The sequence below is a fragment of the Pseudomonas sp. Marseille-QA0892 genome, from assembly GCF_054950135.1.
In genome coordinates this window covers 1555481-1567636 of sequence record NZ_CM143104.1, presented here as the reverse complement: position 1 = coordinate 1567636, position 12156 = coordinate 1555481, and the positions used below count along the sequence as shown (strand labels likewise).

Here is a 12156-nt window from a genome sequence, read left to right as displayed (position 1 = left end):
GTATCTTAACGCCCTGCCTTCAGGCTTGCGAGCCGTGCTGCCCGATCTTCAGCTGAGTGAGCCGGCTCGCAAGCAGATCAGGGAAGCGCTTGAACCAGGTCTGGTTCAGTGGCGATGGATGCGGTAGCGGATGAAGACGGAATGTCCGGGACGGCCCAGACGGCAGCGTCAGCGGCACTTCGATAGCCTGGGTAAAGCGCGCTTCGTTATGCCAGAACGCTTCGAGTGCCTCGCGCAAATCCCTTGCCTGATCGATACCGAACCAAAGGAACGCTTCGCGCCCCAGCGTGATGATGTCGCGCCCGTTCCAGCGCGTTAGCAGCAACTCGCGCATCAACGGATGGAAACGCCGCTTCACCTTCATCGACCACGCCTTGTTGCCGATGGGCTTGTACGGCACGGTGTTCATCCAGAAGAACGGCTTGCCAACGAGGCGCGACGCTTCGAAATCCGGCATCGGCTCGCCGTGGAAGTGTTGATAGAGCACCCGGCGGACGATCTGCCCGCCTCCACCAATGAAGGGTTCGCCATGGCGTACCTCATCGCGGCCGGGGTCGCGCCCGAGAAAGGCAAGCGGCGCACCGGGCTCACCCAACCCGACGATAGGGTCGAGCGGACCCTTTCCGAAACGCTCGTACACATCCGTATCGATCCCCGGTGTCTCCCGGGCCAGGGCTCGGAACGCCTCGAGCGTCGATGGTGGCAAGCGCTGCCGGGTAATGGGTGCCGTCAGAAGTCGCTCTCCTCGACCTCTTTCACGCCGTCGGCATCGATCACATAGGCCGCATCGGCGAGGTCACTGTTGGTTTTCTCGATCTTAAGGGTGCCATCCACCCAAATAGGTGCGTAGATGTCGGTGACCTTGAATCCCTTCGGGAAGCGAACGACCACGATTTGATTGGGCGGCGGAGGTGGCACGTGGATACAGGCCCCCGGGTACGGAACGAGGAAGAACGCGTCATAAGTGCCGGCTTCGGTTGCATCCAAGGGGACTGGATAGCCGCCCAGACGCACCTTGCGGCCATCCAGCTCGGGAACGGTTTTCGCCGAATACATAACCGCAGGCAAGTTGGGGCTTTGCTTGAGACCGCCTTGATCGCTGAAACCGGCGCCCTCTGGCGTGCTGTGGTCGATTTCAGGCATATCTTCCAGCGCCTTGAGGTCCTCGGGTGGCATCATGTCGAGCCAGTCGAGTTCAGGCGGGGCGGCGTGAGCGAGTGGGAGAACGAGAAGTAGAGCGAGAGCGGGAAGAAAACGCATGATCGAGGACACGTAAAGGGAAACGGGCCGCCCGAGGCGGCCCGAGCGGATCAGCGACGCTTGCTGATCATACCCCAAAGTACCAGCAGGATGATCGCGCCAACCACCGCCCCGATGAAACCCGCAGCCTCGCCTGCACGGTAGAAGCCGACTGCCTGCCCGCCGTAGGTTGCCAGCAGCGAGCCGCCGATACCTAGCAGGATCGTCATGATCCAGCCCATGCTGTCATCACCCGGCTTTAGAAAGCGAGCAACCAGCCCGACGAGAAATCCGATGATGATGGTACCGATGATGCCCATGTGAAGCCTCCTGATAGCGAATGCGGCGAACTCATGCATTCGGACAGTCGGAGGCCTCCAGGGGTTCAGCGATGCGAGTCGGCTGCGAGTGCCTGCAGTGGCTCAAGGCCCGCCTGCAGGCTAGCGCTCTCGCCGCAGCGAAGGGTCGCGTGACCTACCTTGCGGCCAGCCTTGAAGGCTTTGCCATAGTGGTGCAGGTGACAGCCGTCCAGCGCGAGTACCTCGCCAACAGGCGGCACTTCACCGATGAAATTGACCATCGCGCTTTCGCCAACCTTGGAGGTAGAACCCAGCGGTAGCCCTGCCACCGCACGAAGATGATTCTCGAACTGACTGCATTCCGCGCCTTCGATCGTCCAATGCCCGGAGTTGTGTACTCGGGGCGCGATTTCGTTGGCCTTCAGGCCGCCGTCTACTTCGAAGAACTCAAATGCCAGGACGCCGACGTAGTCGAGCTTTTCCAGCACACGCCCGACATAGTCTTCGGCCATTTTCTGCAGCGGATGATTCGTGCTCGCGACAGACAGACGAAGGATGCCATCGGCATGGGTGTTGTGAACAAGTGGGTAGAAGCGCGTCTCACCGTCACGTGCTCGAACGGCAATCAATGAAACCTCACCTGTGAACGGGACAAACCCTTCAAGGATGCATGGAACGTTGCCCAGCTCGGCAAAGGCGCCCGCGACGTCGCTCTGGCGGCGCAGCACCTTTTGGCCCTTACCGTCATAGCCCAGGGTACGGGTCTTCATCACGGCGGGCAGGCCGATACTCGCCGCGGCCACATCGAGGTCAGCCTGGGATTGAATGTCGGCAAAGGCAGGCGTCGGAATACCCAGGTCTTTGAACATGGACTTCTCGAACCAGCGATCCCGAGCGATTCGAAGCGATTCGGCGCCTGGATAAACCGGAACGAACTGAGACAGGAATTCCACCGTTTCTGCCGGCACGCTTTCGAACTCGAACGTCACCAAGTCAACGTCATCGGCAAGCTGGCGCAGTGCGGTCTGATCGGTGTAATCCCCGACACGATGATCACCCAGCGCACGTGCGCAGGCGTCCGTCGCCGGGTCGAGGAATGCGAAGTCCATGCCCAGCGGCGTCCCCGCCAATGCAAGCATGCGGCCCAGTTGGCCTCCACCGATGACACCGATCTTCATGTCAATGCGTTCTCCAAAGTGTTCTTCAGGCGGCCACTCATGGCCGGCCAGGCTCAAACGTCGCGAGGGTCGGGATTTTCCAGAACAGTCTGCGTCTGCTCGTTGCGGTAGCGCTTCAGAGCGTCGTGGAATTCCGGGTGGCCGTGGCCGATGATGCTCGCCGCGAGCAGTGCAGCGTTGACAGCGCCCGCCTTGCCAATTGCCAGGGTTGCCACCGGTATACCCGCTGGCATCTGCACGATGGACAGGAGCGAGTCGACACCTGACAGCATCGAGGATTGTACGGGCACACCGAGCACGGGCAGATGCGTCTTGGCGGCGCACATGCCGGGCAGATGAGCCGCGCCGCCGGCACCGGCGATGATGACTTCAATGCCCCGCCCTTCCGCCTCTTCGGCGTACTGGAACAGGAGGTCCGGGGTGCGGTGCGCGGACACCACCTTCACTTCATGGGGAATGCCGAGCTTTTCCAGCATGTCCGCCGTGTGGCTCAGGGTGCTCCAGTCCGACTTGGACCCCATGATCACGCCTACCAGTGCGCTCATCGTCTTGCCTCTCGCTTCGGGCGCCATTGTGGCGCGGCATAAACCAACAAGCCACGCCGGAAGACCGGGCGTGGCTTGTGTGCGAATGCCGCCGGGGCTAGCCGGCGGAAAGCGCGGCAGTATACCCCAAGCCGCAAGGTCGCACAGCCCGCCGTGATCGCCGACCTATACCCGCCTGCAAACGCGCCAAAAGCCTGACACTGAATTGTCATCTGGGTGTCGTCTCGTTGTCATTCCGCGCACCTAGCCTGCAACAAATGAGATCGATCTCAGTGAGGCTAACGTGGGCGGTATCAAGCAGGTTGCAGAACGAGCAGGCGTCTCCAGGGCGACCGCAGCGCGCGCGTTTGCGTCGCCGGAGCTCGTGCGTCAGAGCACGCTCGATCGCATTCTCGACGCCGCGGAAGCACTGAACTTCCGCCCGAATCGCCTGGCCCAGCAACTTCGCCAACAAACAACTCGGCTGATCGGCGTGATACTGCCCAGCCTGATCAATCCGGTCTTCGCTGAGCAACTGCATGCGATGGAGCACGCGGCCCGTCAACGCGGGTACGCCCTGCTGATTGCGACCACCGACTACTGCGCCGACCGTGAGCGCGAAATGCTGGAGGACCTTCTGCGCCAACGGGTGGATGGGCTGGTGCTCACCGTTGCGGATGCCGATGGCAGCGAACTCCTGGCAACGCTCGCACAAGAGTCCACACCCTTCGTTCTTGCCTACCACCAGCCGAGCCGTCCTTATGCGGCTGTGTCCGTCGATAACCATGACGGCATGGCCATGGCGACACGCTTCGTGATCCAGGCCGGTCACATGCGCATCGCCATGGTGACGGGCCCTGAATTGCAGTCCGACCGCGCTCGCCAGCGTGTCGCCGGCTACCGAGCCGCCATGATGGCCCACGGGCTCGCCGTGATGCCGACGATAGAGATGCCTGCACATACGCAGGCGTGCCCGAAGGTGCTCGCCGAGCGCATCGTCTCAAATGGCCCCACCGCTCTCCTCTGCACCAACGACCTGCTGGCCATCAGCGTCATGGGCCAGCTCCAGCGGCTCGGCCGACGCGTCCCGGAAGACGTTTCAGTGGTGGGTTTCGACGGCGTTGCAATTGGCCAGGAGATGCATCCGTCCCTCTGCACCGTGGTTCAGCCCATCGAGGCGCTGGGACACACCCTGATTCACGAACTGCTGGCACAGCTCGACGGTGCCGCACCCACCCATCACCGTCTCTCGTGCCATATGCGAGCAGGCGAAAGCACGAAACCGCTCATGGAGAATCCGGCATGACCACATTCACGCGCGTACGACAGGGCTTGGCGGCTCTGCTGTTGGCGAGCTCGACGGCGCACGCCGCCGATACCGCAATCTGCTACAACTGCCCGCTCGAATGGGCAAACTGGGGCGCCCAACTCGAAGCCATCCGGAAGGACACGGGCATCCAGGTTCCGCAGGACAACAAGAACTCTGGTCAATCCCTCGCGCAGATCGTGGCCGAGCGCAACGCGCCGGTCGCTGACGTCGTCTATTACGGCGTTTCATTCGGCATCCAGGCGGAACAGGCGGGGGTGTTGGACGCCTACAAGCCCACACACTGGGATCAGGTACCGGATGGCCTGAAAGACCCGGCCGGCCAGTGGACCGCGATCCACTCCGGCACCCTTGGCCTGATGGTGAACGTCGACGCGCTGGCAGGTAAGCCGGTGCCCAAGAGCTGGAACGATCTGCTCGATCCCCAGTATGCCGGCATGGTCGGTTACCTCGATCCGTCGAGCGCCTTCGTTGGCTACGTCGGCGCCGTCGCCATCAACGGTGCCATGGGCGGCACGCTTGATGACTTCTCGCCCGCACTGGCGTTCTTCAAAAAGCTCGCCGCGAACGATCCGATCGTGCCCAAGCAAACGGCGTACGCCCGAATGCTGTCGGGCGAGATTCCAATCCTGGTGGACTACGACTTCAACGCTTACCGCGCGCGCTATGACGACAAGGCAAACGTGGAATTCGTGATTCCGTCCGAAGGAACGGTCACCGTGCCCTACACAATGAGCCTGGTTAAGGGAGCGCCACACGCCGCGAACGGTAAGCGGGTGCTGGACTATGTGCTATCGGATAAAGGGCAGGCGCTATGGGCCAAGGCGTATCTCCGGCCTGTACGCGACATTGCCCTGCCAGAAGAGGTCGCCGCACGCTTCCTTCCTGAAGCGGACTATGCTCGGGCGAACCCGGTCGACTACGCGAAGATGGCGGCCGCGCAACAGGCGTTCGCCGACCGTTACCTCGCCGAGATTCGTTAAGGTGACCGAGATGGCCATGGCCCGTCCGGCACATGCGCTTCGATCGCGACGGCGCATGCCCGTTTCGGTTGTCCTGGGCCTTGCACCGGCACTGGCCTTTTTCGCTGCGTTCTGGATCCTGCCACTGGCACATCTGGTGCTGCTCGGCACCGAACCGGATCGCAGCGGCGCGAGCGGTTACTGGGCAGTATTGACGAGCAGCGCCTACCTCAGCGGACTGGTCCAGACAACGGCGCTGGCTGCAGTCACCACAGCCGCGGCATTGGTAATCGCAGGCGTAGCGGGATGCTTTTTATCCCGCCATCGCTTCGTCGGTAGAAGCGTGCTCGTCGCGCTGCTGACGTTCCCACTGGCGTTTCCAGGCGTTGTGGTTGGTTTTCTAATCATTCTTCTGGGGGGACGCCAGGGGCTGTTCGCAAGCTTGGGCCTTTCTCTGACTGGAGACCGCTGGATCTTTGCGTACTCCCTGTTTGGCCTGTTCCTGGGCTATCTCTACTTTTCGATTCCGAGGGTGATTCTCACGGTCATGGCGGCGTGCGAGACGCTGGATCGCAACCTGGAGGAAGCGGCACGCTCGCTGGGCGCGAGTCAGTGGGCAGTCATCCGCGACGTCATTGTGCCAGGGCTCGCACCGGCACTGGTTTCGAGTGGCGCCATCTGCTTCGCAACCGCCATGGGCGCCTTTGGTACGGCGTTCACGCTTGGCACGAAACTGTCCGTCACACCAATCGCGATCTACGACACCTTTACCAATTTCGCGAACTTCGCAGTCGCAGCGGCGCTGTCCGTCGTGCTTGGTGTAATCACATGGATCGCGCTGATGACGGCTCGTCATTTTGCAGGACGGACACCGGGGCCATGAGGGCTATCAGAATGGGGAGAATTAACGAATGACACGCCGCGTTCCCTTTATCGCTGCGCTGACGTTCACGCTGCTCGTTTGCGCGTTCATGCTGGTGCCGATCGTGCTCTCCGTGATGGCAGGCCTTACTCGCAACTATTTCCAAGGACTGTCCAGCGGATTGACGTTCGACTGGGTCACACAGGTCTGGCGGGCCTACTCCCCAACCGTGTGGCTGTCGCTGCAGTTGGCGGTCGCCTGCGCGCTTTGCTGCGTGATAATTGGTGTCCCGGCCGCCTACGGCCTGGTGAAGCTCGATAACCGCTTCAGCCGCGCTGTCGAGGAGCTTCTTGTTCTGCCAGTGGCGATGCCTGGGTTCGCGACTGCGCTCGCCCTGCTCCTTACCTACGGCCATGTGAGCGGCCTGCGCAGCAGCGCCGGCTTCATCCTTATCGGCCATGTACTGTTCACACTGCCATTTCTGGTTCGCCCGGTAATGGCCGTGATGCAGCGCGCGCAGCTGCCCGAGCTCGAAGAAGCCGCGGCGAGCCTGGGCGCTGGCCCGATCCGGCGCTTCTTCGGCATCGTCGTACCCAACGCACGCGCTGGGATCCTGGCCGGTACGCTCATGGTGATCACCCTCTCACTGGGTGAATTCAACCTGACCTGGATGCTTCATACACCGCTGACCAAGACGCTCCCGGTCGGGCTAGCCGATAGCTATGCCTCGGCTCGGCTGGAGGTCGGGTCGGCCTACACGCTCATCTTCCTGATGCTGATCGTGCCGCTGCTGGTTGCGCTGCAGGCTATCAGCCATCGCCTTTCCCGAGGAGTTACGCAATGACAGGCACAGCCATTCGCCTGCGCCAGTGCGCCAAGACCTTCAAAGGCAACCAGGCCGCACTGATGCCACTCGACCTTGATATCCGCCCCGCCGAAACACTGGTATTTCTTGGCCCCTCCGGTTGTGGCAAGACCACCACGCTGCGAATCATTGCGGGCCTCGAACAGCCAGATGCAGGTGGACAGGTGCTGTTTGACGATGACGACGTGACGAACGTCCCGATAGAACGGCGTGGCGTTGGCATGGTGTTCCAGAGCTATGCGCTTTTCCCGAACCTTAATGTGGGGGACAACGTCGCCTATGGCTTGAAGGTGCGGGGCATGCCCAAGACCGACCGCGCGCGGCGGGTGTCGGAAATGCTCGAGATGATGCAGCTCGAAAGCTTTGCGAGTCGCCCGATCCAGGCGCTATCCGGTGGGCAGCGCCAGCGTGTAGCCCTTGCACGCGCCCTGGCTGCACGGCCGCGCATCCTGCTTCTGGACGAACCCTTGGCGGCACTGGATGCACAGCTTCGCGAGCAATTGCGCGTGGACATCGACCGCCTCCTAAGAGCGCTTCACATCACCGCCATATACGTCACGCATGATCAGGGTGAGGCCATGGCGCTAGGCGACCGAATCGTGGTGATGGAGAAAGGCCAAATTGCGCAAATTGGCACCCCGCAGGAGATCTACCAGCAGCCAGCAAGCGCTTTTGTCGCCGGTTTCATCGGCAACCTGAACCGATTCCGCGTTCTGCGCCAGGCAGATGGTCGTGCCCAGATCCAAGGTGGGTCATTACCGTGGACCGGCCAGCCTGCCACCACGCTTTGCTGCCGCCCCGAGCATCTGGAGATCGCGGTGGGCCAGGGCGACGTGCGCGGTCGGGTGCTTGGCCAGTTCTTCCAGGGCGCACATACACGGGTTCTCGTGGATACCGGGGACAGTCAGCCAATCCTCGTCGACAGCCGCGATGCACGGGCGCGACAGGCTGGCGATACCATCGAATTGAACATCATCGGCCCGCTATTTCCGCTAGCCGCCTGAGGACATCCAATGAGCCGTACCTTCCTTATTGCACACATCAGTGACCTTCACATTAAAGCCGGCGGGCGCCGCTCCTATGGCGTCGTCGATACGCTGGGGTCACTGCGGCGGGTCATAGCACGATTGAACAGCCTGAATCCACGCCCGGATATCGTGCTGATTACTGGCGACCTCGTTGATTTTGGAACTGCCGACGAGTACGCCACCCTGCGCGAAGCGTTGCTCGAATTACTGATGCCGTTCTACTTCGTGCCAGGCAATCACGACGACGGCGAACAACTCAAGCGCGCCTTCGCCGACCACTATTACCTGCCATCACGGGGCCGACTGCACTGGACCGTGGATACCTACCCGCTGCGACTGGTCGGGCTCGACACGACCGTACCAGGCGAACACGGTGGGCGCCTGGAACAGGAACAACTTGATTGGCTGCAAATGACGCTCGCTGAGAAGCCCACACAGCCTACTCTCGTCATGCTTCACCATCCTCCGTTCAAGAGCGGAATTGGCCATATGGACCGACTGGGTCTGGAAGGCGGCGATGCGCTGGAAGCGGTCATCGCCCGGCACGCGCAGGTTGAGCGGGTGCTTTGCGGTCATCTGCACCGCCCCATCCTGAAACGCTTCGCCAACACGGTCGCGTGCGTCTGCCCAGGCACGTCGCATCAAGTCGTCCTGGATCTCCGGGAAGACGCACCGTCTCGTTTCACGCTGGAGCCACCAGGCTACCTGCTTCATTATTGGGATGCCGAGACGGGTCTCGTCACCCACAACGCCGTCATGGGTGATTTCCCGGGGCCCTATCCTTTCTTCGATGGTAACGAATTGATCGACTGATCTCGCTGCAATGCAGTCAATCGCGCCCGGCACGCATCGAATGCGTGACCGGGCGCGAACATTTTGAAAGGGACTCAACTCGAACTGTAAGCTGTTCGTACCTTATTATCGCGGATCGTTATTAGAGGGCGTGCGTGCGAGTACCTCGCAAACACCTCCTCTGGCTCGGCCTGGTCCGCTCTAACACGGTAATCTTGCGCCGTAGCAAACGGTTTCAGCATTCCTGTCGCCAACACCGGAAGGCGGCTTTAGAAAAAGGGTTTTGTATGGCGTTAGCGCTGATCATCGCGTTGCCACTCCTGGGGACGTTCCTGTCGATAATGGGTGACCGACTGGGTCGGTCTGCCTGTGCGATTGCCACGGCGCTAGCGCCTGCGATCGCTCTGGTATTGCTCTTTCAATACCAGTCGACGGTGTTTGCCGGGGATGTCCATGTCTACAGCTTCGAATGGCTGCCGGCGCTAGGGCTGAATCTCAGCTTCCGGCTCGATGGCCTGGGCTTTCTCTTCGCGCTGTTGATCCTAGGCATTGGCCTGCTGATCATCCTGTACGCCCGCTACTATCTGAGCAAGCAGGAACCGCAGGGACGATTCTTTGCCTATCTGCTGCTCTTCATGGGCGCGATGCTGGGTGTCGTGCTCTCCGAAAACATGCTCGTGATGCTGATCTTCTGGGAGCTGACGAGCCTGTCGTCTTTCCTGCTCGTCGGCTTCTGGAACCACAAGGCCGAGGCCCGCCGCGGTGCGCGTATGGCGCTGACGGTTACAGGCGGTGGCGGTCTGGCCCTGCTCGCAGGGATCCTGCTTATCGGCAAGATGGTTGGTAGCTTCGAACTGAGCGATGTGCTGGCGTCCGGCTATATCATCCGCAACCACGATCTTTATCCGATTGCACTCGTGCTGGTGCTGCTGGGTGTGTTCACCAAGTCCGCTCAGTTCCCCTTCCACTTCTGGCTGCCTCAGGCAATGGCCGCGCCAACGCCGGTATCGGCTTATCTGCACTCGGCCACCATGGTGAAGGCAGGCGTGTTCCTGCTGGCGCGACTGCATCCAGCGCTGGGCGAATCCGAACTCTGGTTCTATCTCGTCAGCCTGACCGGCCTGATCACGTTGCTGCTAGGCGCGGGAATGGCGTTGTTCCAGCACGACCTGAAAGGCCTGCTTGCCTATTCCACTATCAGCCATCTTGGCCTGATCACCCTCCTGTTCGGCCTGGATACCCCGTTGTCGTCGGTCGCCGCGGTCTTCCACATCATCAACCACGCGACGTTCAAGGCTTCGCTCTTCATGGCGGCCGGTATCATCGACCATGAGACGGGCACGCGCGACATGCGAACACTCAGGGGCCTGTGGAAGTACATGCCGCACACGGCGGTACTTGCGATGGTCGCTGCGGCATCGATGGGCGGCGTACCGCTGCTCAATGGCTTCCTGAGCAAGGAGATGTTCTTCAGCGAGACGCTGACACAAGACATGCTTGGCGGGTTCAACTGGGTCATCCCTGCTGCGGCCACGCTGGCGGGCGCGCTGTCGATGGCCTATTCGATCCGTTTCATTCATGACGTGTTCTTCAACGGCAAGCCAACCGATTTGCCCAAGCCGAACCCTCATGAGCCTCCACGCTACATGAAGGTACCGGTCGAGATTCTCGTCCTGCTGTGCCTCGCGGTCGGGATGGCTCCCGGATACACCGTCGCCCCGCTGCTCGCGGCGGCCTCGTCCGCCGCATTGGGCGGGCCCGTGCCGGAGTACAGCCTGGCGATCTGGCACGGCTTCAACCTGCCTCTGATGATGAGCTTCGTCGCGCTTGGAGGCGGTGCGCTCATCTATGTTCTCCGTGAGCCGCTGTTCCGCTGGTACTACGGCATCCCTCACGTAGACTCTAAAGTGGTATTCGAGCGGTCGATGCAGGCCGTTGTTCGGCTGGCGCAAAGCATCACGGATCGACTTGAGACCGGCTCGCTGCAGCGCTACATCGCGTTGATGCTGGCCGCGACTTTGATCCTCGTGGTTTGGGGGCTGGCGCCGCTGCACCTTCTGCAAGGGCCGATCGAGCTGTCGCCAGTCGATGGCATCACTGCACTCGGTCTGGCGATTCTCTGTGTCACGTCCGTTCTGACGGTCTTCGTCCACCGTCGGCGGCTCGTGGCACTGATGACGCTGAGCGGTGCGGGGCTAATGGTTGCGCTCGCGTTTGCACGCTTCTCCGCGCCTGACCTTGCCCTGACGCAGCTGTCCGTGGAGATGGTCACTGTCATCCTGCTCGTACTCGCCCTTTACTTCATGCCGGATCGCACGCCTGCGGAGTCCAGCAGCCTGCGCGGTCTTCGCGACTTCATCCTTGCAATCGGTTCGGGCGTTGTCGTAGCGCTGCTGGCCTACGCCGTGATGACCCGCTCCTACGACAGCATTGGCGGTTTCTTCCTGGATCAGGCGGTGCCGGGTGGCGGCGGCCACAATGTGGTCAACGTCATCCTGGTGGACTTCCGGGGCTTCGATACCCTGGGTGAGATTGCCGTATTGGCGATTGCCGCAGTTGGTATTTTCGGATTGCTCAAAGGTCTGCACCTCCCCCACCCAACGGTGGACCCATGGGGCAAGCCCTGGTCGACCGATGCCCATCCAATGATTCTCGACGTTGTTGCCCGCACGATGCTGCCGCTTGCGCTGCTGATATCGGCGTTCATCTTCCTGCGGGGCCATAACCTGCCGGGCGGAGGATTCATCGCAGGCCTGATCACGTCGATCGCGCTGATCCTGCAATACGTGGCGCATGGCGTGACGTGGACCCAGGAACGCATCCGCTTCAGCTATCACGCTACGGCAGGGGCCGGTGTGCTGATCGCAGGGCTAACAGGTCTGGGCTCGCTGGTGTTCGGCTACCCGTTCCTGACGTCCGCCTTCGGTCACTTCCATATTCCGCTGATTGGGGAAATAGAACTGGCCACCGCATTGTTCTTCGATCTGGGCGTTTATCTTGCCGTCGTCGGCGCCACGCTGATGATTCTGTCCAACATCGGACACGTCAGCCAGGACGAGACGAGCAAAGAGGTACTTTGA

At 61.4% G+C, this 12156-nt stretch carries 12 protein-coding genes; 7 read left to right on the top strand and 5 right to left on the bottom strand.

Features of this window, described 5'->3' with window-relative positions:
* Positions 1 to 19: 19 nt before the first annotated feature.
* The 5 genes from ACY8D3_RS07215 to purE form a co-directional block, all read right to left on the bottom strand.
* Positions 20 to 706: a uracil-DNA glycosylase family protein gene (locus tag ACY8D3_RS07215; protein ID WP_462382909.1), complete on the bottom strand. Its 687-nt coding sequence runs from the start codon at positions 704 to 706 to the stop codon at positions 20 to 22.
* A 23-nt stretch (positions 707 to 729) separates the two neighbouring features.
* On the bottom strand, positions 730 to 1260 hold the full coding sequence (locus tag ACY8D3_RS07210) for a DUF3299 domain-containing protein (protein WP_462384284.1): 531 nt from the start codon (positions 1258 to 1260) through the stop codon (positions 730 to 732).
* A gap of 50 nt (positions 1261 to 1310) precedes the next feature.
* A complete protein-coding gene (locus tag ACY8D3_RS07205; RefSeq protein ID WP_462382907.1) occupies positions 1311 to 1559 on the bottom strand; it encodes a GlsB/YeaQ/YmgE family stress response membrane protein in 249 nt (82 codons plus the stop codon).
* A gap of 65 nt (positions 1560 to 1624) precedes the next feature.
* Entirely contained in the window at positions 1625 to 2716 is a 1092-nt protein-coding gene (locus ACY8D3_RS07200; RefSeq protein WP_462382905.1) for a 5-(carboxyamino)imidazole ribonucleotide synthase, read from the bottom strand.
* Between the two features lie 53 nt (positions 2717 to 2769).
* Positions 2770 to 3261: a 5-(carboxyamino)imidazole ribonucleotide mutase gene (purE, locus tag ACY8D3_RS07195; RefSeq protein WP_462382903.1), complete on the bottom strand. Its 492-nt coding sequence runs from the start codon at positions 3259 to 3261 to the stop codon at positions 2770 to 2772.
* 283 nt (positions 3262 to 3544) lie between these two features.
* Between purE and ACY8D3_RS07190 the strand changes: the two genes are divergently transcribed.
* The 7 genes from ACY8D3_RS07190 (at position 3545) to ACY8D3_RS07160 (ending at position 12156) form a co-directional block, all read left to right on the top strand.
* Entirely contained in the window at positions 3545 to 4546 is a 1002-nt protein-coding gene (locus tag ACY8D3_RS07190) for a substrate-binding domain-containing protein (protein WP_462382901.1), read from the top strand.
* Positions 4543 to 5550, top strand: coding sequence for an ABC transporter substrate-binding protein (locus ACY8D3_RS07185; RefSeq protein ID WP_462382899.1), 1008 nt, complete (start codon positions 4543 to 4545; stop codon positions 5548 to 5550). Before ACY8D3_RS07190 ends, ACY8D3_RS07185 begins: the two co-directional genes overlap by 4 nt.
* A gap of 10 nt (positions 5551 to 5560) precedes the next feature.
* On the top strand, positions 5561 to 6412 hold the full coding sequence (locus ACY8D3_RS07180; protein ID WP_462382897.1) for an ABC transporter permease: 852 nt from the start codon (positions 5561 to 5563) through the stop codon (positions 6410 to 6412).
* A gap of 28 nt (positions 6413 to 6440) precedes the next feature.
* The gene (locus tag ACY8D3_RS07175; protein WP_462382895.1) at positions 6441 to 7235 is read left to right on the top strand and encodes an ABC transporter permease; all 795 of its coding nucleotides are present in this window, start codon (positions 6441 to 6443) and stop codon (positions 7233 to 7235) included.
* A complete protein-coding gene (locus ACY8D3_RS07170) occupies positions 7232 to 8260 on the top strand; it encodes an ABC transporter ATP-binding protein (protein WP_462382894.1) in 1029 nt (342 codons plus the stop codon). The genes ACY8D3_RS07175 and ACY8D3_RS07170 overlap by 4 nt, the downstream gene beginning before the upstream one ends.
* 9 nt (positions 8261 to 8269) lie before the next feature.
* Positions 8270 to 9097 (top strand): phosphodiesterase, encoded by an 828-nt coding sequence (locus tag ACY8D3_RS07165; protein WP_462382892.1) that lies wholly within the window; start codon positions 8270 to 8272, stop codon positions 9095 to 9097.
* Between the two features lie 266 nt (positions 9098 to 9363).
* A complete protein-coding gene (locus ACY8D3_RS07160) occupies positions 9364 to 12156 on the top strand; it encodes a monovalent cation/H+ antiporter subunit A (RefSeq protein ID WP_462382890.1) in 2793 nt (930 codons plus the stop codon).